The following is a 26,411-nucleotide window of genomic DNA, read 5'->3' as shown; positions in this document are numbered from 1 at the left end:
GCGGGCTTTTCTATCGGTTCGTTATCGGCTCCGCGTTCGGTGGTTGGAGTGATATCGAAGTTCGTTCTGGATGGTGAGGCTGATGTGTGAGGATTCCGGGTGGCGTGTGTCCGGCGGATGGCCGTCTGCCCGCACCGTCGGTCTTCTTGAGGATTGTTCCTCTTGCGGGATGTGGTATGCCGTCGCGGCCGTCGTGTTCGAGGATCCCTTGGGTTCCGTTCCTCCGGTCGAGCGGGCCGCACGCGCCTATGATTGCTGGCTCCGTGTCGTGCAGGAGCATCGTCCCGGTTTTGATGCCACCGGATGCGGTTTGACGGAATCGGAGCGTGCGGACGTGGCCTTGTTGGAGCGTCTGCTGCTCCCCTCCCTGTTCGAGGAGGCCGGCTTCGCGTATATGCGTGATGTGGTGGCCGCGGTGAATGGCCACCGTCATGTCTGTCGCGTCTTGTGATTGTCGTGGCCGTGTCATGCCGTCCTCCTTTCGTCTGCTGGTTGTTGGTTGGATCTGGTTCATCGCCCGTTGCGAACTGCAATTCGTTCACGGACGTCTGTTGCCTGTTCAGTTGTGTCGCGTGCGTTTCCGTCGTGGCTCCTGCTCGGTCTGTCTGATCCATGCGGTCACGGGGGGTCTGATGCCTTGCGCTTGGAGGAATCCGAGGTCCCGGACGATGTTCGGTCCTTCGAATCCTTCCGCTTGGTCCATCATGTGTTGGATTTCCGGCTGGTAGAAGCTGAATGGCAGGTGGATTCCTGCGTCTTCCTTGGTGATTCCCCCGGTGAGGCGTTCGTCCCAGTGTGTCGTTGGTTTCAGTGGTTTGAAGATCGCGTGGTCGACTTTCGGGTGTCCCGTGTCGATGTTGAGGATCGTCAGTCCGATCAGTTCCCCGTTCGTGGGTTCCGAATCCGTAACACGGGCCTGCAGCCACAGTTTTTCCTTGGTGCGCATTTTTCTTCTCCTTCTCTGTTCTCGTTCGCTAGACAGGCTGTTTGAGATCTTCAAGGTCTTCTCGGCCGTACAAGGCTTCCGTAGACACGCCAAAGACAATCGCACAGCGAAGTACCTCATCAGTACTGAACGGTATCTGACCATTCAGTTTCCGCGATGCTGTCGCCTGGGTTATGCCTAGGAGTCTTCCGAACTCAGCTTGATTCATGTGCCGTTCTCTCCTCAGAAATTCAATACGATGTGAGAGTGTTTTATACGTCATGCGTATAACAATAACAGCTTCAGTCAAAATATCAAATTGGTGTGTTTAGAATTGATTGCATGCAAAAGAAAGAAAATAATCAAACACAAGCTGCGCAAGATATGCAGAGAATCGTCCGTAACAACATAAGAATGCTGCTAGCCCGATTCCCCGAGAAAAGTCAAAGCGATTTTGCTGCCGCTTTAGGTCTCGCCCAAGCATCAGTCAGTCGCAAGCTGAACAACAAAGCTGAATGGACTTCTGCGGATATCGCAAATGCGGCCACGTACTTCAGTCTGCCGTTCTACGTTCTCGTCTCTCCGACGGCTCTCAAAGACTATCTCTTCGAGGAGCCTGCCTATCGGGATTATCACTTGGCGCATGATGCGCCAAGTGATAATTCTCAACATGAGCTTGTCAGTGCCTCCGGCAGCGCCTCAGCTGGTGCGGGTATGGCACGATACTACAGGCAACCGGAAGGAGGCGAAGAAAACAAAACGCACGGGGCCGTCGGACCTCGCGCGTTCGTGATGGCTTCCCTGGACGCCGATCTGATCGGCCCCGGGGCCATGGGTTCCCGCTTCTCCGCGAGATCCCGTTTTGGGTGCCCCCGGTGGGACTCGAACCCACACTGCGCAGATTTTGAGGCTGCTTCCTCTACCAATTGGGATACAGGGGCTTGCGCACAGTTATGGAACTATACCACATGAAGGGGATTTTGCAAAACCTTCGGCGGTGTCGCGAACCTTCTCACCACGATTCATCCGGTCGACCACGTCGCGGAACACGTTTTCGCCCTCTGCGTTATCGATCGCTTTCGGCTTACAATGGCAAGTGATTGCACATCCCCTGTAAGGAGGGCACATATGAGCAATGAGACCTATCGTCGCTTCGATCCATGGCGCACCGCCCCGGTCAAAGAGGAAGTCCGCAAACAAATTGTCGCAAGCCATTATTTCAATGTGGATCACGTTGCGTTCAATTCATCCGAGGTCGGCCATTTCGAGCGTTACTTGGTTCAGGAGAACGGTGGAGACACCGTTGGCGTGCTTGCCGTCACCGAAGACGGACAAATTCCACTGGTGGAACAGTACCGCATTCCCACCCACCGTTGGACGCTGGAAATTCCGGCGGGACATGCCCTTTCCCCTGACGAGCGCCCATTGGATGTGGCCGCACGCAAGCTACGCGAAGAAGCGGGATTCGAGGCGGAACGGTTCAGCCAGTTCTCTCGTTTCATCAATACGCCAAGTTCCTCCAACCAACATACGGCGCTGTTTCTGGCCACAGGACTGACGCCGTCCGACCGTAGCAAGCTCGGTCCGGAAACGCCACGTGCGGAAGTGCGTCTCTTTTCGTTGGATGAGGCATACGACATGGTCATCAACGGCACGATTGTCGACGCTAAGACCATCATCGCCATCCTGCGGCTGCACTGCGGGCCGGACAATCTGGCCGAAGGATTGAACGAATAACGTCCATGCACGCCCCGTAGCATACGCCATCGCCCAAGAACCCGGCACAGACATCAGAGGAGCTCCTACCAGGATGTGGTAGGAGCTCCTCTGATGTCAATCAGTCAGTCGCCCTGTTCCGATCTCAGTCGCAGGCACCGACGGTGTGGACGTAGATGGAGTCGGTACGGCCCGGCTGGTGCTCGCCCTGAGCGGAGCTCAGCACGACGATCTTGTCGCCATCGACGACCTTGCCGGCATCCTTGAGGATCTTGTCGGTGAAGATCATCAGGTCCTTGCGGGACTTGTCATGGTAATCCTCATCGAGCAGGAAGGACTCAGTGCCCCAGGACAGGGCCAGCCAGTGATAGGTGTGCTCGTTGTTGGTGATGCCGTAGATCGGGGTGGCCGGACGCTCGCGGGAGACGCGATGCACGGTGGAACCGGTCTGGGTGTAGGCGACAATGGCCTTGGCGTTGAGCTTGTCGGCCAGATCGACGGCAGCGGAGGACACTGCGCCGGTGGAGGACATGTCCAGGTTCTTCAGCTCCGGGATACGGTCGAAACCGTGTTCGGTGGCGAAGGAGGAAATACGGCTCATGGTGTTCACGGTGACCGCCGGATACTTGCCGACGGCGGTCTCGTTGGAGGTCATGGTGGCGTCGGCGCCGTCCAGAATGGCGTTGGCGCAGTCGGAGGCCTCTGCACGGGTCGGGACCGGGGAGTTGACCATGGAGCCGAGGACCTCGGTGGCCACGATGACCGGCTTGGCATACTGGCGTGCGAGCTCGATGCAACGCTTGGTAGCCAGCGGGACCTCTTCGAGCGGGCACTCGACGGCCATGTCACCACGGGCGACCATGATGCCGTCGAAAGCCTTGACGATCTCTTCGAGGTTCTCAAGAGCCTGCGGCTTTTCGATCTTGGCGACGACCGGAATGCGGCGTCCTTCCTCGTCCATGATCTCATGGGCACGATCGATGTCGGTGGCGAAACGCACGAAGGACATGGCGATGATGTCGGCACCGGTCTGGATGGCCCAACGCAGATCGGCCTCATCCTTTTCGGTCAGTGCCGGCAGAGACACGGCGACACCCGGCAGATTGATGCCCTTGTGGCTGGAAACCGGTCCGGCCACAACGACCTTGGTGTACACGTTGTTGCCCTCGACCTTGGTGACCTCGAGACGGACCTTGCCGTCATCGATCAGAATCGGATCGCCGGCGTGGCAATCGCCCGGCAGACCCTTGAAGGTGGTGGAGGTGATGTGCTCGTCGCCTTCGATGTCATCGGTGGTGATGACGAACTCCTGGCCTTCGGTCAGCTGAACCTTGTCTTCGCCTTCGGCGTTCTTCTTGAACCAACCGCAACGAATCTTCGGGCCCTGCAGATCGACCAGTGCGGCAACATTGCGACCGGTGGCCTTGGCGGCTGCACGAAGGTTGTTGTAGACCTTCAGGTGGTCTTCAGGAGTGCCATGGGAGCGGTTCAGACGAGCAACGTCCATACCTGCTTCGACGAGGCTGGTGATGCCTTCCAGAGACTCGGTAGCGGGACCGATGGTATCTACGATCTTGGCTTTACGCATGTATGCCTGCCTATTCCTGTTCTAATTTGATTTGGATCTGACGACCCTGTTTCCAATGGCATAGTTTACTAGCAAAAAGCGCTCACTTCCACTCCGGACAGAGGCGTGTTGTGAGCGCTCACATTTTTGTCGGGAGAACGAAAACCTCAGTTTTCATGCCGTTCACCGACCAGTCACCGGGCGTTGGCCTCCACGGATCGCATCTTCAGCACACTGGCCAGCGCGGAACCTCCTATGGCCACGACGATCACGGCCAAGGACAGCCATGTCGGCACTTCCGGAACCCAGTGAACGGGCCTTCCGCCGTTGACGAACGGCAGGGAATTGCCGTGCATGGCCTCCATGATGAGCTTCACGCCGATGAAGCCGAGCACGACGGACAGACCAAGCGGCAGATAGACCAGCTTGTCGAGCAACTCGCCAAGCAGGAAATACAGCTGTTGCAGACCAAGCAATGCGAACACATTGGAGGTGAACACAATGAACGGGTCCTTGGTCAGTCCGAAGATGGCCGGAATCGAGTCGAAGGCGAACATCACATCCGTGGTACCGATGGTCAGAAACACGATGAGCATCGGTGTCCAGTACTTGACTCCGTTCTTCACGGTACGCAGTTTTTCGCCGTCATATTCATCGGTGATCCTGATGACCTTGTGCAGCGCGCGAATCAGTCCGTTCTCGTGGTATTCCTCGTCCTCCTCTTCTCCGGCGACGAGTTTGACGGCGGTGACGATAAGGAACGCGCCGAACAGAAAGAACACCCACGTGAAGCGGGAGATAATGGCCGCACCGACCAGAATGAAGCAACCGCGCAGTATGAGGGCGACGGCGATGCCAACGGACAGCACGAATTTCTGCAGCCGTTTCGGCACGGCGAAATTCGACATGATGATGACGAACACGAACAGGTTATCGATGCTTAGGGAGTACTCGGTAAGCCAGCCCGAATAGAATTCAATGGCCGGCTTGGCACCCGCAAAGTACCACATCAATCCGCCGAAAATCAATGCCATGACCACGAAAAAAGCGATATGCTGCACGCATTCCTTGGTGGAGGGCACATGTGGCTTGCGACCGATCACGAACAAATCGACGATGAAGAAGATACCAAGCGTCACAAATGTGACGATCATGAATGCAAGAGGGGTTTCAGCCATAATTCCCCATGGTACGTAAGCCACATGACCGGACGAACATCATTTGCCGGCCTCGGTCATCTGCCGCAGCTCCTTCTTCAGATCCCTGATTTCGTCACGCAGACGTGCCGCAAGCTCGAATTGGAGTTGTTCGGCCGCCGTATGCATCTGGTCGGAGAGCTGACGGATAAGGTCGGCGAGATCCTGTGCCGGCAGGCCGGCCTTAAGTATCTCCTCATGGCGCTTGTCGGATTCGCTCCTGTCGAAGGTCGGCACGCCCAGATGCGAATTGCCCGCCTTGTCGGCGTTACGGTAGCCGGTGCCGAGCAAGGTCTGCGTATCGACGTCCTCCTTGGCCAACATATCGTTGACGTCGCTGATCTTTTTGATCAACGGTTTCGGATCGATGCCATGCTCCTTGTTGTAGGCAATCTGAATGTCACGGCGACGGTTGGTTTCATCGATGGCCTTGTGCATGGCTTCGGTGACGTCATCGGCATACATGATGACGGTGCCGGACACATTTCGTGCGGCACGGCCGATGGTCTGAATCAGCGAACGATAGGAGCGCAGGAATCCTTCCTTGTCGGCATCGAGAATCGCCACCAGCGAGACCTCCGGCAGATCGAGGCCTTCCCGCAACAGATTGATGCCGACGATGACGTCGATCTTACCTTCGCGTAGTTCACGCAACAGTTCGACTCGGCGTAACGTATCGACGTCGGAATGCAGGTATTCGACCTTGATGCCGCGTTCCAACAGATAATCGGTAAGGTCCTCGGCCATCTTCTTGGTGAGCGTGGTGACGAGCGCACGTTCGTTCCTGGCGACACGATCCTTGATTTCGGCCAGAAGATCGTCGATCTGCCCTTCCACGGGCCGTACGTCGATCTTCGGATCAACAAGGCCTGTCGGACGGATGATCTGTTCCACCACACCATCGCTCAGACCCAGTTCGTAATCGCCCGGCGTCGCGGACAGATATACGGTCTGGCCGACGCGTTGCAGAAATTCCGGCCATTTGAGCGGACGATTGTCCATTGCGGAGGGCAGACGGAAGCCGTGCTCCACCAAGGTACGTTTTCTGCTGGCATCCCCCTCGTACATGGCACCGATCTGCGGCACGGTGACATGTGATTCGTCGATGACCAGCAGGAAGTCGTCGGGAAAGAAATCGAGCAGGGTGTGCGGCGGGGTACCGGGTTCGCGCCCGTCAAAATGACGGGAATAATTCTCCACGCCGGAACATACACCCACTTGGGTGAGCATTTCCAGATCATATGTGGTGCGCATGGTGAGGCGCTGCGCCTCGAGTTCCTTGCCCTGCTTACGCAATTCGGCCACACGTTGGTCGAGTTCCTCCTTGATGGTGGCCAGTGCACGCTCCATGCGTTCAGGTCCGGCCACATAATGCGAGGCCGGGAAGATGTGCACCTGCGGCTCGTGATCGATCACGTCGCCGGTCAGGGGATGCAGGGTCGAGATATGGTCGATTTCATCGCCGAAAAATTCTATGCGGATGGCGAGTTCCTCATATACCGGAATGATTTCGACGGTGTCACCACGCACTCGAAAGGTGCCGCGGGTGAAGGCGATGTCGTTACGCTTGTACTGCATCGACACGAACATGCGCAACAGCTCGTCGCGATCTATCTGCTGGCCTTCCTTGAGAAACAGCATGCGGCCGGCATACTCTTCCGGGGTGCCCAAGCCGTAGATGCAGGAGACGGTGGCCACGACCACGCAATCACGCCGTGTCAGCAGGTTCGCGGTGGCCGCATGACGCAGCCGCTCCACATCGTCATTGATGTTGGAGTCCTTTTCAATATAGGTGTCGGTCTGTGGAATGTAGGCTTCAGGCTGGTAGTAGTCGTAATAGGAGACGAAATAGCTCACTGCGTTGTCGGGCATGAGCTCGCGGAACTCGGCGCACAGCTGTGCAGCGAGCGTCTTGTTCGGCTCGATGATGAGCGTCGGGCGTTGCAACCGTTCGATCAGCCATGCGGTGGTAGCCGTTTTGCCGGTTCCCGTAGCGCCCATAAGCACCACATCGTTCTCACCGTTTTCGATACGGGTGGCCAGCTCCTCAATGGCCTTCGGCTGGTCTCCTGACGGCCGATATGGTGATTTGACCACAAACGGTTTGTCTACACGTTCGATTTCGAATCCCATGCCGATCACCTTGCTTCCAAGCGCCACTGTGCGTACAGTCTATCAACATCTTCGAACATACGTTCTATATTATGTGTGGCGTCGATGACCACATCGGCGATGGCCATGCGTTCCTGTGCCGAGGATTGATGGCCGACACGCGCCCAGGCCTGTTCCTCGCTCATGTTCCGGGTCGCCATCATCCGTCTCACACGCATATCCTCCGGCGCCTCGACGGTGACGATATGGTCGAAACGCACCGGCATGTCGTCGATGACCTCAGCCAACAGCGGAACATCATGCACGATCACGGCCTGCGGGTTCGCCGCCATTGCCTCACGCTCCCTGCGCAACGCCAACTGATAGATCAGCGGATGTTCGATGTCGTCGAGCCGTTTCCGCATCCCCGCCGAAGTCTGGCCTGAAAACACTTGTTCCGCCATCCACGCACGATTCAGCTCGCCCCGCTCATCCAGCGCATCCGCACCGAAAGAATCAACGATTCGACGCAGCCCCTCGCTTCCCGGGGCAACCACCTCACGAGCCAGCTCGTCATAATCAATGACGAACGCACCAAGATCGCACAGATGGGCGGATACCGTACTTTTGCCGGCTGCGATGCCGCCAGTCAGACCAATTCGAATCGTCACATCTGTCATTGTGCCGAGTCGAACGGACACCGGCAAGGCGGTGCAATGCTCCGGGCTCAACATGCTCCGCTCACGGCGATGGAAGGTATGCATGATATCCATCGGAGTGACGGGAAGAAGATTATGGCAGCGAAAAACCCCGCACCACATAGGTACGGGGTTTGAAGTCATCTGCCTAACGGTTGCCCGTCAGCACAGGCCAATCACTTGCCGAGCAGCTGGTCGCGCAGAGCGGCGAGCTGGTCGGAGTCGGCAAGGGTACCGGCGGAAGTGTTCTCGGAGGAGTAGTTGGACACCTCTTCGACCTTCTCTTCCTTCGGAGCCTGGCCGTCCTCGGCGGCGGAAGCGGCTGCGTTCTCGAGTTCCTTGGCGACGAACTCCTTGTGCTGCTCCCACAGGTCGTGGGCTGCCGCGTACTGGGCCTCCCACTCCTCACGCTGCTTCTCGTAACCAGCGATCCACTCGTTGGTTGCCGGGTCGAAGCCTTCCGGATACTTGTAGTTGCCCTGCTCGTCGTACTCTGCCGGCATGCCGTACAGAGCCGGATCGAAGTCCTCGGAAGCCGGATCGACGGAGTCGTTGGCCTGCTTGAGGGACAGGGAGATGCGGCGACGATCAAGATCGACGTCGATCACCTTGACGAAGACCTCTTCGCCCGGCTTGACGACGGTCTCCGGGTTCTCCACGTGGCGGTTGGCCAGCTCGGAGATGTGCACGAGGCCTTCGATGCCGTCTTCGACGGAGATGAAGACACCGAACTGAACGATCTTGGTGACCTTGCCCTTGACGATCTGGCCAGGAACGTGGGTGCGAGCGAAGCGCTGCCACGGATCTTCCTGGGTGGCCTTGAGGGACAGGGAGATGCGCTCACGGTCGAGATCGACGTCGAGCACCTCGACGGTGACCTTATCGCCGACCTTGACGACCTCGGACGGGTGGTCGATGTGCTTCCAGGACAGCTCGGAAACGTGAATCAGGCCGTCAACGCCGCCCAGATCGACGAATGCGCCGAAGTTGACGATGGAGGACACGACGCCTTCACGAATCTGGCCCTTCTTGAGCTGAGACAGGAAGGTCTCACGCACTTCGGACTGGGTCTCTTCGAGGTACTGACGACGGGAAAGGACCACGTTGTTGCGGTTCTTGTCGAGCTCGAGAATCTTGGCCTTGATCTTCTGGCCAATGTACGGGGACAGGTCGCGCACGCGACGCATTTCGACCAGCGATGCCGGCAGGAAGCCACGCAGGCCGATGTCGACGATAAGGCCGCCCTTGACGGCTTCGATGACGGTACCTTCGACAACGCCATCGGCTTCCTTGATCTTCTCGATATCGCCCCAGGCGCGCTCGTACTGTGCACGCTTCTTGGACAGGATCAGACGGCCTTCCTTGTCTTCCTTGGTGACGACAAGAGCCTCGATGGTGTCGCCGACCTCGACGACTTCGTCAGGATCAACGTCCTTCTTGATGGAAAGCTCACGGGAGGGAATGACGCCCTCGGTCTTGTAGCCGATGTCGAGCAGCACCTCGTCGTGATCGACCTTGACGACGGTACCTTCGACCAGATCACCATCATCGAAGTTCTTGATGGTGGAATCGACTGCCTTGATGAAGTCCTCTTCGGTGCCGATGTCGTTGATGGCGACCTTGGCGACTTCGTTATTGTTCTCTGCCATTAATTTGGTTTCTTACAAATAGTGGATGGATAAAATCGTTCTTCAGTTATACCGGGTGCGCGTACAGCACACACAAAACTTAAGTCTACAGGAGACCGTGCACAAAAACGAGCGGAATCTTCACGCGACACGCCCGAAATAATCGGCTTGCTCTCTCAGTGCCGGCGTTCGGCCATTTCGACCACGTTCTCCAGCAGCATGGCACGGGTCATCGGACCCACTCCCCCTGGATTCGGCGTATAGGCCGAGGCCTTCTCGTAACAGGCTTTGTCGATATCACCCCTGACACGGTAACGGCCGGCCTCCTCATCGAATACTCGGGAGACGCCAACATCGACAAGCACCGCCCCTTCCTTGATGTCGTCCGGTTTGACGAACGCGGCGGAACCCATCGCGGCCACGATCACATCGGCGCGACGCATGTGGTCTCGCACGTCCTTGGTACCGGTATGGCATAGCGTGACCGTGGCATTGACTTCCTTGCGCGTGAGCATCAGTCCAATGGTGCGGCCGATGGTGATGCCGCGCCCAAGCACGCATACCTCCTTGCCATTCAGATCGATGTCATAGGCTCCAAGCAGTTCGATGACGCCACGTGGCGTGCACGGCAACGGCGTGGCGATCTCGCCACGGGGATGCAACACCAGCTCGCCCAGATTGTAGGGATGCATGCCGTCCGCGTCCTTTTTCGGATCGATCAGGTCGATGACGGCGTTTTCGTCAATGCCTTTCGGCAACGGCAACTGCACGATGTAGCCGGTGCAGGCGGGGTCGGCGTTCAGTTCATTCACCGCCGCCGCAATCTGATCGAAGGTGGCATCCGCAGGCAATTCGCGCTTGATGGACGTCACGCCGATCTCGGCGCAGTCGGCATGCTTGCCGGCGACGTATTTGACCGAACCCGGGTCGGAACCGACCAGAATGGTCCCCAATCCCGGTTCGACGCCCCGCTGCTTCAATGCGGCGACCCGCCGAGCAAGGTCCTCCTTGATGCGTGCGGATATCATCTTGCCGTCGATTTTCGTTGCCATACGGGCGTTCCCTTCGTGTAGATGACCTTGGCCTATTGGCGTTTGCATGTATCGTAGGCTATCTTGGTTTCAGTCGGAAGTCGTGCGCACGTTCGCGAGACGAACACGACCGGGATGATTTTAGGAAGAAGGCATTCCAGCATGCGTCTGCATCAGCGTTCCCTCCTACGTACCGTTGCCGCCGGCATCGTCATGTGCATGGTGTTCGGCGCCACCGCCTGCTTCGGCCACGATTCGCCGGACGAGCGACCGACCGCTTCGGCTTCGACGAGCGAGCAGACCTCCCCCATCACCGTAGTCGCATCGGTCAATCAATGGGGCTCCCTTGCGGAGCAGATCGGCGGAACCTATGTGAAGGTGACTTCCATTCTGAACTCGACCTCCGTGGACGCCCATGATTTCGAGCCCAAGACCGCCGATGTCGCCGCTCTTCAGAAGGCACAGGTCGTCGTCTCCAACGGAGCCGGCTATGACGCCTGGGCCACGAAGAATCTGACGAAGGGCACCGTCAGCGTATCTGCGGCGCAAATGGTCGGAGCCATGGAGGGGGACAATCCTCACCTGTGGTTCTCCAACGACGCCCGCAACGCCATGGCCAAGGAGCTGGCCGACACCTACAGCCGCATCATGCCGGCACGGAAGAAATACTTCGCAGGCAAGCTTTCCGCGTGGAACAAACGGGAGAGCAAGGTCGAGAAGGCGATGAAAACCTTCAGCAGCACGCATAAAGGCGCCACATATGCGGCCACCGAAGCGGTCGCATACTATCTGCTGAGCGATATGGGCTTTGATGACAAGACCCCCGAAGGATATGCGCAATCGGCCGCCTCCGACGCGGAACCGGCGCCGGCCGATCTACAGGCCTTCCAGGAATTGCTGGAAAAGCATCAGGTCGACCTGCTGGTCAACAACGTGCAGGAAGCCAGCGATGCCACGAATCTGCTGACCGGCACCGCACAGAAGTCCGACGTTCCGGTATTCGACGTCACGGAACAGATGCCGGCCGATCAGTCGAGCCTGACCTCCTGGATCCTGTCGCTGGTCACATCCCTGACGGAAACGATGGCGACGACCGATGCCGAAGACGATTCCTCCGAAAACGCGACGTCATCGCCGAGCGAATCATCCGAATCGGCCTCGCCATCCGAAAATGCGACGGAGGAGTCACAGCCGGATCCCGGCAAATAACGCCGCAGACGCATTCCAAGGCTCGCCTTAAGGATGGTGCTTCCCGCGATCATTACGGGAAACACCCCCTCTTATTGAGAATGGTTGTCAACACTGTTTGTCATGATACGAACGGAAACGACATCATAAAGGAGCTTTTCATGCACGATGGCACCGACTCTCCCGACGGGCAGGCACCGCAAGCCGCGATTGTATTCAAGGATGCCTGCGTCAAACGTGGCGGACGTGTGATCTGGCGGCATGGCTCATTCAGCATTCCCAGCGGTTCGGTCACCGCCATCGTGGGCACCAACGGCGCAGGCAAGACCACGATGATGAAGGCCGAACTTGGTCTGATCGATACCACGGCCGGCAGCATCACGGTGCTCGGCAAACCGGCCGGTGCCATGAATCAGCACATCGGCTACGTACCGCAAAGCTATGCCGTCGACATCGAGTCGAATCTCACCGCCGAACAATCGGTATTGCTTGGCTTGACCGGCACTCGTTTCGGCATTCATCCCGTCACGCGCGCCCAACGTGAGAAGGCCCGCAAAGCCATGGAATTCGTCGGTCTTCTCGACAAGGCCTCATACCGGCTTTCCGAATTGTCGGGTGGATTGCGCCAACGTGCGGCCATCGCCCAGGCATTGGTGAGCGACCCGCAGCTACTGATGCTCGACGAGCCGCTCGCCAACCTCGATCTGGCCAGCCAGCGAGCCACCGTGCATGTACTTGCCAAACTCAATCGAGAACTCGGCATGACCATTCAGGTGGTCGCCCATGACCTCAACATGCTGTTGCCGATTCTTACCGGTGCCGTGTATCTGCTTGACGGACACCCGCATTATGCACGCATGAACGAGGTATTGGACTCGGAACTGCTCACCCACTTGTACGGCACCACCGTGCAGGTGGTCACCACGCCGCAGGGAGACATGTTCGTGACACCCAGCGACGACGAACCTAGGAACGCAATCGTCGACGCACACGATCCCAAAGAGGTCGCGCAATTCCACCAGCACACCGGAAAGAGGCAACACGCATGAGCCACACCGCATTCGCATTCGACCCGGACTGGATGTCGACGCTGACGGCACCATTCATGGCCAACGCATTTCTCGCCGGATTGTGCATCGCCCTGGCTGCGGGTGTGATGGGATACTTCACCATCGCACGCCATTCCACATTCGCTTCGCACGCCTTGGCGCATATCGGACTGCCTGGAGCCACCGGTGCGATATTGATTGGACTGCCGGTCTCCGTCGGCATGGGGATATTCGCTCTCGGCGGGGCTTTGGTCATCGGAGCCCTCGGCAAGAAGGCGTCGCAACGCGAAATCGCCACCGGCACTGTGTTGGCCTTCGCCACTGGCATGGGTCTGTTTTTTGCCAGACTCTCAAGTTCCGCCTCGCAACAGATGCAGTCGATTCTATTCGGATCGATTCTGACCATCACCACCGGCCAGATCATCGGCTTCGCCGTCTTCGACATCGTGCTGTTGGCGGTGTTGGCGCTCATCTACCGTCCACTGCTGTTCAGCTCATTGGATGAGCAGGTGGCTCAGGCCAAGGGCGTGCCCGTCGGCCTGATGAACATCGCGTTCATGGCGATCATGGCCGGCGTGATTACCATCGCCGTGCCCGCCGTGGGTACGTTGCTGATTTTCGCATTGGTCATCACCCCTGCCGCGACCGCGAACATTCTCGCGGGTTCGCCGTTCAAAGCGATGGTCATCGCCAGTGCGATCTGCCTGGTCTCCATCTGGGGCGGCTTGATCCTGTCCGCGATGTTCCCAGCTCCCCCGAGCTTCATCATCGTGACCATCTCCACCTTGTTCTGGGCCATTACCAAGGCAGTGGGTGCGCTGAATAGAAGATAGCCCTACTCCACCGGTTCCACAAGGGCGTTGGCGATGGCGGCTACGCCCTCCCCCGAACCGGTGAATCCCATGCCATCCGTAGTGGTGGCCGTCACCGACACCTCGCAACCGATCGCTGCAGACAACACCGCTTCCGCCTCCATGCGACGCGTGCCGATCTTCGGGCGATTGGCGATGATTACCACGCTGGCACTTATCGGCCGCATACCATGGTCCTTCAGATAGCCGACAGCGGTACGCAGCATTTCGGCACCATGTTTGCCGGCACCGTCGGAATTTTCGCCCACGCCGAACAACGTTCCGATATCACCAAGGTGCGCGGCTGCCAGCAATGCGTCGATCAGCGCATGTGCGACGACGTCACCATCGGAATCACCCGCTATGCCATCACCCTCCCAATGCAAACAGGCAAGCCATAACGGCCTGCCTGCATTGGAATCAGCGAATCGATGGGCGTCGAAACCTTGACCGATGCGCATCAGAGAGCCTTACTTCTTCTTGGACTTCTTGCCTTCGGCCTCAACACGGGCCAACGTATCCATCGCGGCCTCCTGCGGGGCTTCGGTGTGATGCTGGTCGTCTCCTGGCTGCGGAGCTTCGTACCCCAGATTCACGTCAAGCAGGCGTTGGGCCTCGCCTTCCTCGAGATGCTCAGATAATGAGATCTCGGAGGTGAGGATGCTACGGGCTTTCGTAAGCATACGCTTCTCACCGGCGGACAGACCATGCTCATCCACGTCCCGCTGCGCCAGATCACGCACCACTTCGGCGATCTTGTTGACGTCACCGGTGGCGATCTTCTCGACGTTCAGCTTGTAACGACGGGACCAGTTCATTTCCTTTTCGATGATCGGAGTGCGCAGGATCTCAAAGACCTTCGCCACCTCGTTGGCATCGACGATGTCGCGCACGCCGACTTTTTTGGCGTTGTCCACCGGAACATTGATGACCAAACCGTCAGACGACAATACCGACAGCTGCAGGTATTCACGGGTAACCCCCTTGACCGTCCGCTCGGTTATGGCCTCCACCTTCGCAGCGCCGTGACGTGGATAGACGACCATGTCGCCGACCTTGTAACCCATGAATCCTCCGTGAAAAGCTTACACAAAACCCGAATTATTGTGCCATCCGGCATGGACTTGTCCAAAAACCAGCGAAAAAATGAAAATAAAGCGCGACACGAAGCCATTTTTCGACCAATCGTGCTTACACTTTTGCCATGGCTACAGAATCCAAGATCAAAGAAGATGTCGTTGCCGTTCCTGTTGCTCAGGGCGACCTGGATGCAGTAAGCAACGGTACGTTTTACAATCCGCATGAGGTGCTCGGCGGGCATCTCGGGTCCGACAAGCACGAGGATGTCGTCACGATCCGCGTGTTGCGTCCGCTGGCGAAATCCGTGACGATCATCACGCAGAACGCCGAGACCGAGGCGGTTCATGAATTCAATGGCGTGTTCATAGCCCTCGTCAAGGCGATTCGGAACGATGACAGCTATGGTGTGCCGGACTACCGCATCCGCACTGAATACGAAGACGGTACCGTGGTGGTGTCCGACGATCCGTACCGTTACCTGCCCACCATCGGCGACATGGATATGTACCTGTTCGGCGAAGGCCGTCACGAACGGTTGTGGGAGGCTCTCGGCGCGCATGTGCTGCGCTACGACGATCCCATGGGTTCCGCGGATGGTACGCCCGGCGAACAGGTGGTCGGCACCGCATTCACCGTATGGGCTCCGAATGCGCATGCCGTACGCGTGGTCGGCGACTTCAACGGTTGGAACGGCCGTACGCACGCCATGCGCGAGCTGGGTTCCTCAGGCGTCTGGGAATTGTTCGTGCCAGGTGTCGGCGACGGTGAGATCTACAAGTACGAGATTCTCAACGCCAACAACGAGTGGACAATGAAGGCCGACCCGATGGAGCGCTCGCATGAGATTCCGCCGCGTACCGGCTCCGTCGTGGTCGACTCCGAACATGAATGGCATGATGAGGCGTGGATGGCCAAGCGCGCCGTCACCGATCCGCACAACGGCCCTGTCAGCATCTATGAGGTGCACGCAGGCAGCTGGCGCAAGGATGTGCACAACTACCGCGAGTTGGCCGACAAACTCGTACCGTACGTGGCCGAAGAGGGCTTCACCCATGTGGAGTTCATGCCGCTGGCCGAGCACCCGTTCTCCGGCTCCTGGGGCTATCAGGTCACTGGCTATTACGCGGTCGACTCCAGACTCGGCGGCCCGGACGACTTCAAATATCTGGTCGACAAACTCCATGAGGCCGGCATCGGCGTAATCATGGATTGGGTTCCGGCCCACTTCCCGAAGGATGCGTTCGCATTGGGCCGTTTCGACGGTACCCCGTTGTATGAAGATCCGGACCCGATGCGTGGCGAGCACCCGGACTGGGGCACCTACGTGTTCAATTTCGGGCGCCGCGAAGTGCGCAACTTCCTGGTGGCCAACGCCTGCTTCTGGCTGGACGAGTATCATGTCGACGCGCTGCGCGTGGACGCGGTCTCGTCGATGCTGTACCTCGATTACAGCCGTGAGCCGGGCCAGTGGCATCCGAACATCTACGGCGGCCGCGAAAACCTTGAGGCCATCGATTTCCTCAAGGAAGCCAACGCCACCGCATATAAGAACAATCCCGGCATCATGATGATCGCCGAAGAATCCACCGCATACCCCGGCATCACCGCACCGACCGATGCCGGAGGCCTCGGCTTCGGCCTCAAGTGGAATATGGGCTGGATGCATGACACCCTGCAATATCTGCACGAGGAGCCCATCAACCGCAAGTGGCATCATAACGAGATCACCTTCTCCATGGTCTACGCGTATTCCGAGCATTATGTGCTGCCCATCAGCCATGACGAGGTCGTATACGGCAAGGGTTCGGTATTCGGCAAGATGCCAGGCAACGACTGGCAACGTTATGCCGGTGTACGCGCCCTGTTCGCCTACCAGTGGGCCCATCCGGGCAAGAACCTGTCCTTCATGGGCAACGAGGTGGCCCAGTATGGCGAGTGGGACCATGACGGCTCCGTGGATTGGGATGCGCTCAATTGGCCCGATCATCGCGGCGTGAAGAAGCTCGTCGCCGATCTCAATGCGCTCTATAAGGAATCGCCTGCACTGTGGAGCCAGGATTTCGAACCGGCCGGCTTCCAGTGGCTCACCAGCGATGATGCCGACCACAATACGTTAAGCTTTGTGCGAATCGGCAAGGATGGCGAGCAGATGGTCGTCGTCGTGAACTTCTCCGGCGAAGCCTGGCAGGATTACCAGGTGCCGCTCACCAAGGGTGGCAAGTGGACCGAGGTGCTGACCACCGACGACAAGATTTACGGCGGATCCGACATCCATAACGGCACGTTCGAAGCGGTCGAAGGCGAATACCATTCGCGCGATTGGTCCGCAACCATCACCGTTCCGGCTTTGGGCGCAGTATTCTTGAAGCCAGAACTCTGAGAAAGGCGGATCGCTATGCTCAACACATCAGCACGACCTTCGGCCACCCCACGTACCGTTTTGGTGGTCGAGGATGAACCAACGTTGGCCACTGCCATCGCGCAGCGCATTACCGCGGAAGGATGGACGGCCCGCGTGGCCTCCGACGGCGCGAGCGCCGTACAGGCTGCCACGCAGCTACGTCCCGATCTGGTGATCATGGACATCATGTTGCCGGTGATGGACGGTCTTGAAGCGACCAAGCGCATCGTGGCGGAACGTCCGGTTCCCGTGCTGATCCTGACGGCGCGGGACGACGAGGCCGATAAGGTCATCGGTCTCGGTGCCGGAGCCGATGACTACATGACCAAGCCGTTCTCCATGCGCGAGCTCATCGCACGCTGCAAGGCGTTGCTTCGCCGCGTAGACCGTGCCAAGGTCATCGCGAAGAACTCCGAAAACGAGAAGATCCTCGATTTCGGTTCGCTGGTCATCGATCCGGCGCAACGCATCGTCACCGTCAATGGCGAGCAGGTGCATCTGACTCCCACGGAATTCGACCTGTTGGCCACGCTGGCCCGCAAGCCCAAGTCCGTGCTCACCCGTGAGAAGCTGCTCGAAGAAGTGTGGGACTGGGTGGATGCCTCCGGCACCCGCACCGTGGACTCGCATGTCAAGGCATTGCGCCACAAGCTGGGTTCGCAGACCATTCGCACCGTACATGGCGTCGGCTATGCATTCGAGCCACCGGAGCAGTAGTATGCGGTAATATGCGTACTTCCGATTCGAATAAGGGGCGTTCGGTCAATCCATTGGAGACCGAACGCCCCATTGGTTTGCTGTCCTCGTTGAAAATCGAACTGAGCGTGTTGATCGTCATCGCTACGGCCATCGCGTTCATCATGGCCTGGTTCCTGCTTAAAGTAGGCCTAAGCGTATGGATCGCCATGCCGATTACGCTTGCCGTGGCTTTGGGCATCACCTATTTCTTCTCCCGGGGGCTTACCTCTCCGTTGCGTCAGATGCGAGACGCCGCCGAGGCCATGGCCGATGGCGATTACACCGTGCGCGTGCATGTCGATTCGAACAGCCGCGACGAAGTCGGCCAGTTGGCCATCTCCTTCAACGAGATGGCCGAGGAACTGCAGCATGCCGACCAGATGCGCCGAGATATGGTAGCGAACGTCAGCCATGAATTGCGCACTCCGGTCTCGGCGTTGCAGGCCATGGTCGAAAACATGGCCGACGGCGTGGTCGAGCCTACGCCGGCCAATCTGGAAAGCATCCTGAATCAGACGCACCGCCTGTCCGACCTCATCGCGTTTCTGCTGGATCTGTCGCGCATGGAGGCCGGCGCGGCCAGTCTCCAGATCGAAAAGTTCAATTTCCGTGATTTCATTGACGAAACCGTGGAACCGTTGGAGATAGCGGATGCCGGCCATGCGCATGACATCGAAATGCACATACCCGCCAACATCGAGATGGAGGGTGACCAGGATCGCCTGCGCCAGCTGTTCACCAACATCATCGCCAATGCGCTCAAGCATTCCGCCGATGACACCACGGTGCTCATCGAGGCGCATGAGAACAAGGATTTCGGTACCATCGTGACCAATGTGGTCAATTTTGGCTCGCAGATTCCGCAAGAGGCACGATCCGACATCTTCCGCCGCTTCGTCAAAGGCAAAACCGGTCCCGGCACCGAATCGGGCGGCACCGGACTGGGACTGTCGATCGCCCGATGGGCGGCACAGCTGCATGGCGGTACCGTACGCGTGGTCGATGACCAACGTGGCGCCGATTTTGAAATCACCCTGCCGAAATATCACACCGCCGATGACGAGTGATCGTTTTCCTGCGTCGATCCGCAGGGCGGCGTGTAAGCCAACGCCAGCACGGTGACCACGGTCGCGCCGGCCTGTTGCAAAACCTCGACGCAGCGACGCATCGTGGTACCGGATGTGATGATGTCGTCAATCAACACAACGGGCACGCCACGTACATCGATTCCCGATCGGACGGTAACATGGCCCTTCAATCGCCGGGAACGCTGAACGACGCCTTGCATCTGCACCGACCTGCGTGTTACCCCTCTGCTTTCCAATGCGTTGCAAGCCTTTGCCGAAAGGCCTGTCCTCCGAACGTCGCGGGCCAGACGTTTGGCGAGCTGCATCATATGTCTGCGTCCACGTTGACGTACAGAATGTCGGGATGATGGCGCCGGAATAATCAGAATGGGGCCATCGTATGGCACTCCGCCACGAAGCAGATCAATCAGCCCACAGGATCGCGCGAGGTCGTGCAGCATCTCGCATAGCGGCCCGTCACATTCCTCATCACCATGGTCCTTCCACGACAGAATCGCGCGACGTACGGAACCGCGATACCAACCGCAGGCAAACCAGCGATCCATCACAACGCCTGGCAAGGATCGCTCCACATGTTGGTGGAACAGTTTCCGGCATTCCACGCATAACACGGCATCCGGGCAGTCACATCCTGCGCAACCTCTGGGGAACATCAGGTCGGCGATCATCGCCGCCATGCGCGCCGCCTCCCCCATGCGATCACCCGGCTTGCCCACGCAGGGATTCGATGATGTCGTCACACAGCATCACGGTGTCGGCGGGCCCGGTGACGCGTACGGCACGCGTACCCGCCACTGCGGCCGGATAATCGTTGCCATCGGGATCCATGCGGTCTCCCACGAAGATGATCTGATGCACGTCTATGCCGAGAATCCGCGCCAATTCTTGCACCGCGAATGATTTGTCGATGCCGCGCGCGGAGATATCGACGCTGGTAGAGCCTCCTGAACGTACCGCCAAATGCGGCAGATCGGTAGCGACCGCCTGCGCAAGGCGATTCTTCTTCTCATTGGTGGGGTCCCATGCCTCCTTCGCCTCCACGGGTGCATTCTGCCCGAGTGCGGAGAAAGTGATCTGGCTACCACGGTCCTCGATACGCTCCCCCCACGGAGTGCCGGACCACACACCTTGCGCCTTGGCGTTGCGTTCCAGGGATGCTATGGCCTTGGCGCGATCCTCGCTACTGAGGTCACGGGCGAAGACTTGTTCCCAAGCCCCGCCGTCCCAGCGATAATACCGGGTACCACTGGTCGGCATCAGATGCAGATGGAATCGATTGGCCTCGGCAGTCAGGCGGTCGGTGATCTGACTGGTCACCAAGGCGTATTTCCCGCCTGAGACCACGGCCACGGGAATCAGCGTGGTGAGGAGCGAGAATCGCTCGGCCATGTCATCCTTCATGGGTTTTTTCGAGCGCGCCAGCGTATTGTCAAGGTCGAAGGCCACCACACGGGCACCGGAACACAGGGCGTCGACATCCACGTCGTTCCACATCGGTACTGAAACCACCGCCAATGTATGCCTTCCTTCCCCGCGCTGGACCAATGTCATTATGGTAGCGCACGACACGACCTCCGCCTTGCTATGGTAGAGGCTATGCATCAACTGCCTTGGGAGTCTACAGTGTACCGCAATCGTCATGGAAGGGGCATTCGAACGCCTATGTTCGGTACGCGTCTGCCTCGATATCGTACGAGAAGCGGCATGTTCGACGATATGGTGGTGGCGCAGATTCGACGTCTTAATGGCGCATGGCCGGAATTGGTAGCTCCCGTGCAGTTCGCCGTCGAGGATGTGCCGCCGTCCGATCCCGCCCCTTGGGAGGCCGTGCCTCACTTCGGATCGCAGTGTTTCCCCGCTGATCATGGCATACCGCCTCGCATTGTGCTCTACCGCATGCCGCTGCAGTCCCACGCACGCAGCCGCATGGATCTGCAGTTCGCCATCCGTGACGAAGTGGTCTCGCGTTTGGCTGAACTTTACGGCCGACGTCCCGAAGAAATCGATCCTGACTGGGGTATGTAGGTCATTACCGTACGACGGTCATGTCGGCGTTGGCCCAGATCCGCTCCTTCGTCTCCTTCAAATCGACGGGCGAGATGATGGACAGGCCCGCCATCTTGGCTTTTGCCACGTCTTCCTGCCCGATGCGTCCGTTCCATACCATGGCCCCGTCGTCATCGTTCAGGCTCACGGCCGCCACGGTACCATCGACATCCGCAAGATCCAACATCGTGGCCGCCCCCGCCTTCAGGGTGATGGTGCGTTCGTCGATTCGCTTGCCGTCTGCGTCATAGCAGCGCAGCACGGCGGATGCTTCCTGATCGGAAGCATTCATGACACCCAGTTTCGCCGAAGCCTGATCGGGTATCGCCACAGCGGAGACATGCGACGGACTTGCCGCATTCACCAATGCAAAATCGGATTGCCCGTCGTTGCCGTCGTCATCGATCTTCGCGGAGACGGAAATCGGTTGGCTGGAGCTGATGATGATGCCCGTCACCCCCTTGGGCACGTCGCCCAGGTCGATGACCGACGCCCGATCGCCTTCGATGGTCTGCCGATGCGCCTGCTTGAGTCCTTTGCCATCCACCCAAGAAACCGTGACATCGGCGCTCCGGCGGGCGAACAGGTACAGTTTCACCGCATCGCCTTCGTTCAGTGCGCCGAATCCCAGCTTCTTCGATGCCGTGTTGTTGGCGACCGCATAGTCAGAGCCCTTGGCCGTCAGGCCATCCATGGCGATGCTGCGAACGATCGCCGCAACCGGTGTCTCATCGCTGGACACCGTAACGTACAGCGCATCCTGCTTGGCAGCTGCGGCCGCAAGATTCATCACCGTCTCACCATTCGCCGCCACGGTAAGCGTGGAACCCGTGGATAGGGCCAATGCGCCCGAGGCATCCGCACCCCACACCTTAACCGTCAGCGAAGTGGCCTTGGCGGACGGATTCGCCACCACCAGCTGCTGGGTCATGCCTGCCTGAGTGCCGGTCACCAGGAACGATTGTTCCAGTGCAGGTGCCACGCAGGAGGCTGCGGAAACGCCTTTCAAATCACCGTCGGTGGCCCACGACATCACCGACGAGACGGCTCCGGTACCGTCGCTGGAAGCCAGCAGACGGGTATCCTGCAGTTTGGCGCCGTCATCGACGTTGCCGGAAGCCACGAAGATTTCGTCATCATCGTTTGCATCCTGCTTACTCAACGTCGTTGCGGATGACGTGTCCTCCGATCCCAACGTAAGCGCCGACGAACGGAACACTGATCCGAACGCCGTGTATCGCACGGAGGATGCGACATTGCCGTTGGATGCCTGATATTCGCTGTCGCCATAGGCTTCGGTATCGGCTATGGTCATGCGAGCCGGGCAATATGTCTCCAACTGCGTCGGGCTTACGGTATGGGACACCAATGATCGTGAGATCGCGGATGAATCAGGATTCAGCCAAGAAGGACGGTAGACCAGCGATACGACCATCAATGCGATGATGATCACCGTCGACACGGTTGCGAGCGCCACCCGCAAGGCCACACCTGTACGGGTACGAGAATGACGGCTCATGCTGCCTCCTGATTGCGATGACGGATACGGGGCGCAGCTACCAGGCAGTACAACGCGATAATGACGCCCATGCACCACAGCCATGCGAAACGCCATGGGCTGCTTGTTGCCGTTCTGATTCCCGAACCGTTGACATGCTGTTTGGCCGAGTCCTGAATGGTAAGGCGGTAATAGGTGCCTTGCTCGGAACTCACCACACTTTGCGTGCCGTCGGATGCGCCGATGTTCGCACTCAGCTGATCGGCTGACTCCTTCTGGGACGCGTTGTCGTCGGCACGCACCACATAGATGCCGCCGAAGCCCAACGCGCTCAAATCGGCGATGGCATCGGCATCGGCGTTCGAAAGCAGGCGCGCGCTGTCCTTGGCGATGCGCGCATTGGCATCGTCGACACGGCCTGCAACCATTTCGATGCGTTGCGCCGGGGAACTGTCGATCAGATCGCCGGACTGTGTACGCATCACGGTGTAGCTGACATGATTGGCGCCGTCGGCACGCAGAGCGAGCACACGATGGTCGGACCGTTGCTCAAGGTAATCCGCAGCCACCATAGGCAATCCCGAACGGCTCGTATGCACCCGGTTCCGATCATGTTCAAACCAGTCAAAACCCATGCAGGCCACCACTGAGGCGAGCAGCAGGCATACCAAGGCGATGCGTGCCGTGCGGATTACGGTCGGCAGCACACGATGCCGCGTTTCGATCTGCACCGCACCGCTCGCCGATTCGCGTAATGACACGAAACGCTGTACGGCACCGCCGGCAACAAGACAGACGCAGGCCAGCACGCCCATCATCATGAAAGAGACACCCGGCAACACCGAGCCGGCCACGACACCGTCCGCGTCAACCGCTACCGCCACCGCTGCGGAGAGCAGTGCTGTCACGAATCCGGCGAGCGATACCACCCACATCATGCGCGAAACACGCAGGGCAAAAGGAAGGAACAACGAGACTACGGCCAGCAACACCAGCATGGCCAGCAACACCAGCATCAACGCTCCCCAAACGCCCTTCGGCACCGTGGAGATGCCGAACGCGCGGGAAAGCACATCGGACAGGTTGAGTATCGCAGGAGAGCCATCGTGCGCGGAATCCGGAAGCATGATGCTGCCGAAAATCTGCCGCCACGATCCGACGGTAGCGAAACGCACCGCATTCACCAACGTAGGGGCGCACACAAAGGCCGCGGGCAACGGAATCAGCAACAATGCCGGCCTGTGGCTGCGCACCAGCATCAGGAACAGCAGGAACGACGCCATCAGCGGCAAGAGCAGTTGCGGTTCGGCGGCGACCACCGGAATGAAGCACAGTGCGGCGATTGCGGCGGCCTGCACCGAAGCATGGGGTTGCGTCGGCTCCTCCGTACGATACATACCCACCGCGCGGAATGAGAAGGCGAATGCCGCCGGCAGGAACACCATCACCGTCATCATGGCGACATCGGCGTCGCGGTAGATGCCCAGTGCCACTGCGAACGCGAACCAAGCCAATGCGGTCACGGAGCGTACCGTATCCGATCGGGTGAAAACGCCCGCCAAAGCCCAGAACGACATCACGCACAATGGGGCGGACAGGAAGAACACCACTGCGACGGCCGCCGCGACATGGCCCGCGGTTAACACCGACACGCACACCAATATCAGCAGCCATGGGGCACTCGGCGCACTGATCCCGGTACCGGAGGCATAGGCCCATGATGTGGTCGCCGTTTCGACCAATTGCGAAAACTTCGCCGACGTGGGCAGCAGTGTATCGGAATACATGACCGCACCGGAGCATACTTCGCGCAATACATTCCAGTACGGTATGGCGATCCATGCGAATGCGATGATCGCAGCGATCAGGGCGAAAGACCAACGACGGACGAGTCTTCTGCGCAGATGCTCCTTGGCAAGAGGACTGAGTACCACGACATTGCGCTGATCAAGGAATGCCTGGCGACGGTCACGCCACTGTGCGATCTGCTGGCGGGTCACCTGCAACGTGGACAATGACTTCATCGAAACCTTGCTTTGCCTGCGTACCTCGCCTCGCGCACGCAACGCCGAAGGCAGGCGCCACAAGGTCCTCCACGGCAACGCCAACGTACAACATGCCTCATATGGCCGCTTGCGAGTCAGACACAGTATTGCGAGTCCCAACGACTGTACGATGGACCACAGCCACAACAACGGCCACCAGGAACGATGCCGATCCGTGTAGGAATATCGGGTTTCGGATACGACCACGCCCATATACGGATCGATGCGGTCCTCATCATCCAACGGCTGTCCGTCCTTGGTCCTCACACCCTCGAACCGTGCTCTCCTGTGGGCGATCCGGGCCTTGGGAACCACCACCACACGACCGCCGCCCAGACATATGCGTCGGCAGAAATCAATGGATTCCCCATATGTGGTGAACCATGGGTTGATGCCTTCGGTGGATCGCAATGTGGACAACGGCACCAAAGCGCCTGCCAGATCGACCGCGAACACGTCCTGTCGCCCATCATATTGTTCCTGATCGGGTTCGCCATCCACCACCAAGGATGTGACATCATGGTTACCGGCATACAGACCGACGTCGTGCAACGTCTCGCCCTGCCAGTCAAGCTGTTTGGCACCAAGCAGCGATGCCGTGGGAGTATTGCGCCAGGCATCCAGCAACGATTCCAGGCAGTATTCATCGGCAGGCCTGGAATCGTCGTGCATCAGCCACAGGGCCTGCACCGATGGATCAAGATCGATCTTGCCGATCCCGCGCACAACGGCATTCGAGAAGGAGGTCGCGCCCTTGACGCCAAGCAGCACCACGCGGACGGTCTTGCCCTCCGGCATTTCGATGATCGGTCCTGCCGGGGAGGGAATGATTTCGAAGGACATCTGCATGGGCTGCATGATTCCGCCGGTGCAGTCCACCACCACAATGGTGCCTGGCAACATCCGCTGCGACAGCACTGCGGTGAAGGTGGACGGAAAGAAGCGCAGATCCTCCTCTACCGTTATCACCGCGGCGACGGATGCATCGACATCCTGACGATGAGAATATGGCCTGCTGTTCAGCAGGCCGGTCACGGTCTCTTGAATATCGCTGCTGGCAATGGAACTCATAGCTCAAGTGTACGCATGCGGAACGCCATGCGTCACGCACGCTCCCTACGTTCTTTCTTGTACCGACGACGTTCACGTTCGCTCATGCCGCCCCAGATGCCGAACCGTTCGTCATGGTCGATGGCCCATTTGAGGCATTGTTCACGAACCTCGCATTGTGCGCATACCCGCTTGGCGTCTCTGGTGGAACCGCCTTTTTCAGGGAAGAACGCTTCCGGATCGGTTTGCGAGCATAACGCCTTGTGCTGCCATGACACATCATCATCCTGCTTGAACAGCCCCCATAGTTCAGCAAGCGGATTTTCGGAGGAATCGCCGACAACGCCCCACATGCGTCCCTCCTTTATCTATAATGTGCACCTTCTGCAACGTCATAAATTACACACATGCAATTTGCTTTTGTCAAATTTCATGACGTGTCAATACCCTTGCTTTCGGCGTGATGTGGTACACCCTTCCTTCTTGTCCACGCGGATAAGGTGATTTGCCGTAGAATCGGTGAAT

The 26,411-nt window shown here is 58.6% G+C and carries 24 protein-coding genes, 1 tRNA gene and 1 pseudogene; 10 read left to right on the top strand and 16 right to left on the bottom strand.

Features of this window, described 5'->3' with window-relative positions; translation table 11 throughout:
- Positions 1-82 precede the first annotated feature (82 nt).
- On the top strand, positions 83-451 hold the full coding sequence (locus tag BBDE_RS04415; RefSeq protein ID WP_228369748.1) for a hypothetical protein: 369 nt from the start codon (positions 83-85) through the stop codon (positions 449-451).
- Between the two features lie 108 nt (positions 452-559).
- On the opposite strand, the gene BBDE_RS04410 is transcribed toward BBDE_RS04415, so the two are convergent.
- Together BBDE_RS04410 and BBDE_RS11685 are read right to left on the bottom strand one after the other, a co-directional pair.
- Positions 560-946 carry a hypothetical protein gene (locus BBDE_RS04410; protein WP_003840559.1) on the bottom strand — a complete coding sequence of 129 codons (387 nt, stop codon included), beginning with the start codon at positions 944-946 and terminating at the stop codon, positions 560-562.
- Positions 947-974: 28 nt separating this feature from the next.
- Complete coding sequence (locus tag BBDE_RS11685) at positions 975-1,154, bottom strand: helix-turn-helix transcriptional regulator (protein WP_003840560.1); 180 nt, start codon at positions 1,152-1,154, stop codon at positions 975-977.
- A gap of 113 nt (positions 1,155-1,267) precedes the next feature.
- On the opposite strand from BBDE_RS11685, the pseudogene BBDE_RS11680 reads away from it, so the two are divergent.
- Positions 1,268-1,444, top strand: a pseudogene (locus BBDE_RS11680) (hypothetical protein); the annotation flags it as partial.
- Between the two features lie 348 nt (positions 1,445-1,792).
- Here BBDE_RS11680 and BBDE_RS04395 read toward each other — a convergent pair.
- A tRNA-Leu gene (locus tag BBDE_RS04395) sits at positions 1,793-1,866 on the bottom strand.
- 187 nt (positions 1,867-2,053) lie between these two features.
- Here BBDE_RS04395 and BBDE_RS04390 point away from each other — a divergent pair.
- Positions 2,054-2,662 carry an NUDIX domain-containing protein gene (locus BBDE_RS04390; protein WP_003840562.1) on the top strand — a complete coding sequence of 203 codons (609 nt, stop codon included), beginning with the start codon at positions 2,054-2,056 and terminating at the stop codon, positions 2,660-2,662.
- 124 nt (positions 2,663-2,786) lie between these two features.
- Here BBDE_RS04390 and pyk read toward each other — a convergent pair whose 3' ends face one another.
- The 6 genes from pyk to BBDE_RS04360 form a co-directional block, all read right to left on the bottom strand.
- Positions 2,787-4,229: a pyruvate kinase gene (gene pyk / locus BBDE_RS04385; RefSeq protein WP_003840563.1), complete on the bottom strand. Its 1,443-nt coding sequence runs from the start codon at positions 4,227-4,229 to the stop codon at positions 2,787-2,789.
- Between the two features lie 173 nt (positions 4,230-4,402).
- Positions 4,403-5,386 carry a TerC family protein gene (locus BBDE_RS04380; RefSeq protein ID WP_003840565.1) on the bottom strand — a complete coding sequence of 328 codons (984 nt, stop codon included), beginning with the start codon at positions 5,384-5,386 and terminating at the stop codon, positions 4,403-4,405.
- A gap of 39 nt (positions 5,387-5,425) precedes the next feature.
- Complete coding sequence (uvrB, locus tag BBDE_RS04375; protein ID WP_033489310.1) at positions 5,426-7,537, bottom strand: excinuclease ABC subunit UvrB; 2,112 nt, start codon at positions 7,535-7,537, stop codon at positions 5,426-5,428.
- Positions 7,538-7,542: 5 nt separating this feature from the next.
- Positions 7,543-8,166: a dephospho-CoA kinase gene (coaE, locus tag BBDE_RS04370; RefSeq protein WP_033489308.1), complete on the bottom strand. Its 624-nt coding sequence runs from the start codon at positions 8,164-8,166 to the stop codon at positions 7,543-7,545.
- 203 nt (positions 8,167-8,369) lie between these two features.
- The gene (gene rpsA / locus BBDE_RS04365) at positions 8,370-9,842 is read right to left on the bottom strand and encodes a 30S ribosomal protein S1 (RefSeq protein WP_003840569.1); all 1,473 of its coding nucleotides are present in this window, start codon (positions 9,840-9,842) and stop codon (positions 8,370-8,372) included.
- A gap of 155 nt (positions 9,843-9,997) precedes the next feature.
- Complete coding sequence (locus tag BBDE_RS04360; RefSeq protein WP_003840571.1) at positions 9,998-10,873, bottom strand: bifunctional methylenetetrahydrofolate dehydrogenase/methenyltetrahydrofolate cyclohydrolase; 876 nt, start codon at positions 10,871-10,873, stop codon at positions 9,998-10,000.
- Between the two features lie 141 nt (positions 10,874-11,014).
- Between BBDE_RS04360 and BBDE_RS04355 the strand changes: the two genes are divergently transcribed.
- From BBDE_RS04355 to BBDE_RS04345, 3 genes are all read left to right on the top strand, one after another.
- A complete protein-coding gene (locus BBDE_RS04355) occupies positions 11,015-12,061 on the top strand; it encodes a metal ABC transporter solute-binding protein, Zn/Mn family (RefSeq protein ID WP_003840572.1) in 1,047 nt (348 codons plus the stop codon).
- 140 nt (positions 12,062-12,201) lie between these two features.
- The gene (locus BBDE_RS04350) at positions 12,202-13,089 is read left to right on the top strand and encodes an ABC transporter ATP-binding protein (protein WP_012902077.1); all 888 of its coding nucleotides are present in this window, start codon (positions 12,202-12,204) and stop codon (positions 13,087-13,089) included.
- A complete protein-coding gene (locus BBDE_RS04345) occupies positions 13,086-13,922 on the top strand; it encodes a metal ABC transporter permease (RefSeq protein WP_003840574.1) in 837 nt (278 codons plus the stop codon). The genes BBDE_RS04350 and BBDE_RS04345 overlap by 4 nt, the downstream gene beginning before the upstream one ends.
- 2 nt (positions 13,923-13,924) lie before the next feature.
- On the opposite strand, the gene ispF is transcribed toward BBDE_RS04345, so the two are convergent.
- Both ispF and BBDE_RS04335 read right to left on the bottom strand, forming a co-directional pair.
- Positions 13,925-14,401, bottom strand: a complete 477-nt coding sequence (gene ispF, locus BBDE_RS04340; protein ID WP_003840575.1) for a 2-C-methyl-D-erythritol 2,4-cyclodiphosphate synthase — start codon at positions 14,399-14,401, stop codon at positions 13,925-13,927.
- A gap of 9 nt (positions 14,402-14,410) precedes the next feature.
- Positions 14,411-15,007 carry a CarD family transcriptional regulator gene (locus BBDE_RS04335; RefSeq protein ID WP_003840576.1) on the bottom strand — a complete coding sequence of 199 codons (597 nt, stop codon included), beginning with the start codon at positions 15,005-15,007 and terminating at the stop codon, positions 14,411-14,413.
- 137 nt (positions 15,008-15,144) lie between these two features.
- Between BBDE_RS04335 and glgB the strand changes: the two genes are divergently transcribed.
- Genes glgB through BBDE_RS04320 form a run of 3 tightly spaced genes read left to right on the top strand, consistent with a single transcriptional unit; the run spans position 15,145 to position 19,226 of the window.
- Positions 15,145-17,400 carry a 1,4-alpha-glucan branching protein GlgB gene (gene glgB / locus BBDE_RS04330; protein WP_003840577.1) on the top strand — a complete coding sequence of 752 codons (2,256 nt, stop codon included), beginning with the start codon at positions 15,145-15,147 and terminating at the stop codon, positions 17,398-17,400.
- 15 nt (positions 17,401-17,415) lie between these two features.
- Positions 17,416-18,138 carry a response regulator transcription factor gene (locus BBDE_RS04325; protein WP_003842169.1) on the top strand — a complete coding sequence of 241 codons (723 nt, stop codon included), beginning with the start codon at positions 17,416-17,418 and terminating at the stop codon, positions 18,136-18,138.
- 11 nt (positions 18,139-18,149) lie between these two features.
- Positions 18,150-19,226 carry a sensor histidine kinase gene (locus tag BBDE_RS04320; protein WP_012902075.1) on the top strand — a complete coding sequence of 359 codons (1,077 nt, stop codon included), beginning with the start codon at positions 18,150-18,152 and terminating at the stop codon, positions 19,224-19,226.
- Here BBDE_RS04320 and BBDE_RS04315 read toward each other — a convergent pair.
- Positions 19,205-19,963 (bottom strand): ComF family protein, encoded by a 759-nt coding sequence (locus BBDE_RS04315; protein WP_003840582.1) that lies wholly within the window; start codon positions 19,961-19,963, stop codon positions 19,205-19,207. The genes BBDE_RS04320 and BBDE_RS04315 overlap by 22 nt on opposite strands.
- Complete coding sequence (locus BBDE_RS04310) at positions 19,947-20,762, bottom strand: HAD-IIB family hydrolase (RefSeq protein ID WP_033489277.1); 816 nt, start codon at positions 20,760-20,762, stop codon at positions 19,947-19,949. Before BBDE_RS04310 ends, BBDE_RS04315 begins: the two co-directional genes overlap by 17 nt.
- Before the next feature lie 81 nt (positions 20,763-20,843).
- On the opposite strand from BBDE_RS04310, the gene BBDE_RS04305 reads away from it, so the two are divergent.
- The gene (locus BBDE_RS04305; protein WP_074695905.1) at positions 20,844-21,272 is read left to right on the top strand and encodes a metallopeptidase family protein; all 429 of its coding nucleotides are present in this window, start codon (positions 20,844-20,846) and stop codon (positions 21,270-21,272) included.
- A 4-nt stretch (positions 21,273-21,276) separates the two neighbouring features.
- Here the strand turns inward: BBDE_RS04305 and BBDE_RS04300 are convergent, their stop codons facing one another.
- The 3 genes from BBDE_RS04300 to BBDE_RS04290 are packed head-to-tail and all read right to left on the bottom strand — an operon-like array spanning position 21,277 to position 26,239.
- Positions 21,277-22,812, bottom strand: a complete 1,536-nt coding sequence (locus tag BBDE_RS04300; RefSeq protein WP_012902072.1) for a DUF5719 family protein — start codon at positions 22,810-22,812, stop codon at positions 21,277-21,279.
- Positions 22,809-25,907, bottom strand: coding sequence for a glycosyltransferase family 2 protein (locus BBDE_RS04295; protein WP_003840589.1), 3,099 nt, complete (start codon positions 25,905-25,907; stop codon positions 22,809-22,811). The genes BBDE_RS04300 and BBDE_RS04295 overlap by 4 nt, the downstream gene beginning before the upstream one ends.
- A 32-nt stretch (positions 25,908-25,939) precedes the next feature.
- Positions 25,940-26,239, bottom strand: coding sequence for a WhiB family transcriptional regulator (locus tag BBDE_RS04290; RefSeq protein ID WP_003840592.1), 300 nt, complete (start codon positions 26,237-26,239; stop codon positions 25,940-25,942).
- Between the last annotated feature and the right edge of the window lie 172 nt (positions 26,240-26,411).

Origin of the sequence: Bifidobacterium dentium JCM 1195 = DSM 20436, assembly GCF_001042595.1 — a bacterium.
Lineage (GTDB): Bacteria > Actinomycetota > Actinomycetes > Actinomycetales > Bifidobacteriaceae > Bifidobacterium > Bifidobacterium dentium.
Note: the sequence above shows the minus strand (reverse complement) of the source record. Positions and strands in the feature narration are given on the sequence as shown.

Coding starts and splice junctions, on each gene's coding strand:
- BBDE_RS04415 (WP_228369748.1), top strand. CDS start 83: ATGTGTGAGGATTCCGGGTGGCGTGTGTCCGGCGGATGGCCGTCTGCC.
- BBDE_RS04410 (WP_003840559.1), bottom strand. CDS start 946: ATGCGCACCAAGGAAAAACTGTGGCTGCAGGCCCGTGTTACGGATTCG.
- BBDE_RS11685 (WP_003840560.1), bottom strand. CDS start 1,154: ATGAATCAAGCTGAGTTCGGAAGACTCCTAGGCATAACCCAGGCGACA.
- BBDE_RS04390 (WP_003840562.1), top strand. CDS start 2,054: ATGAGCAATGAGACCTATCGTCGCTTCGATCCATGGCGCACCGCCCCG.
- pyk (WP_003840563.1), bottom strand. CDS start 4,229: ATGCGTAAAGCCAAGATCGTAGATACCATCGGTCCCGCTACCGAGTCT.
- BBDE_RS04380 (WP_003840565.1), bottom strand. CDS start 5,386: ATGGCTGAAACCCCTCTTGCATTCATGATCGTCACATTTGTGACGCTT.
- uvrB (WP_033489310.1), bottom strand. CDS start 7,537: ATGGGATTCGAAATCGAACGTGTAGACAAACCGTTTGTGGTCAAATCA.
- rpsA (WP_003840569.1), bottom strand. CDS start 9,842: ATGGCAGAGAACAATAACGAAGTCGCCAAGGTCGCCATCAACGACATC.
- BBDE_RS04360 (WP_003840571.1), bottom strand. CDS start 10,873: ATGGCAACGAAAATCGACGGCAAGATGATATCCGCACGCATCAAGGAG.
- BBDE_RS04355 (WP_003840572.1), top strand. CDS start 11,015: ATGCGTCTGCATCAGCGTTCCCTCCTACGTACCGTTGCCGCCGGCATC.
- BBDE_RS04350 (WP_012902077.1), top strand. CDS start 12,202: ATGCACGATGGCACCGACTCTCCCGACGGGCAGGCACCGCAAGCCGCG.
- BBDE_RS04345 (WP_003840574.1), top strand. CDS start 13,086: ATGAGCCACACCGCATTCGCATTCGACCCGGACTGGATGTCGACGCTG.
- ispF (WP_003840575.1), bottom strand. CDS start 14,401: ATGCGCATCGGTCAAGGTTTCGACGCCCATCGATTCGCTGATTCCAAT.
- BBDE_RS04335 (WP_003840576.1), bottom strand. CDS start 15,007: ATGGGTTACAAGGTCGGCGACATGGTCGTCTATCCACGTCACGGCGCT.
- glgB (WP_003840577.1), top strand. CDS start 15,145: ATGGCTACAGAATCCAAGATCAAAGAAGATGTCGTTGCCGTTCCTGTT.
- BBDE_RS04325 (WP_003842169.1), top strand. CDS start 17,416: ATGCTCAACACATCAGCACGACCTTCGGCCACCCCACGTACCGTTTTG.
- BBDE_RS04320 (WP_012902075.1), top strand. CDS start 18,150: ATGCGTACTTCCGATTCGAATAAGGGGCGTTCGGTCAATCCATTGGAG.
- BBDE_RS04305 (WP_074695905.1), top strand. CDS start 20,844: ATGCATCAACTGCCTTGGGAGTCTACAGTGTACCGCAATCGTCATGGA.
- BBDE_RS04300 (WP_012902072.1), bottom strand. CDS start 22,812: ATGAGCCGTCATTCTCGTACCCGTACAGGTGTGGCCTTGCGGGTGGCG.
- BBDE_RS04295 (WP_003840589.1), bottom strand. CDS start 25,907: ATGAGTTCCATTGCCAGCAGCGATATTCAAGAGACCGTGACCGGCCTG.
- BBDE_RS04290 (WP_003840592.1), bottom strand. CDS start 26,239: ATGTGGGGCGTTGTCGGCGATTCCTCCGAAAATCCGCTTGCTGAACTA.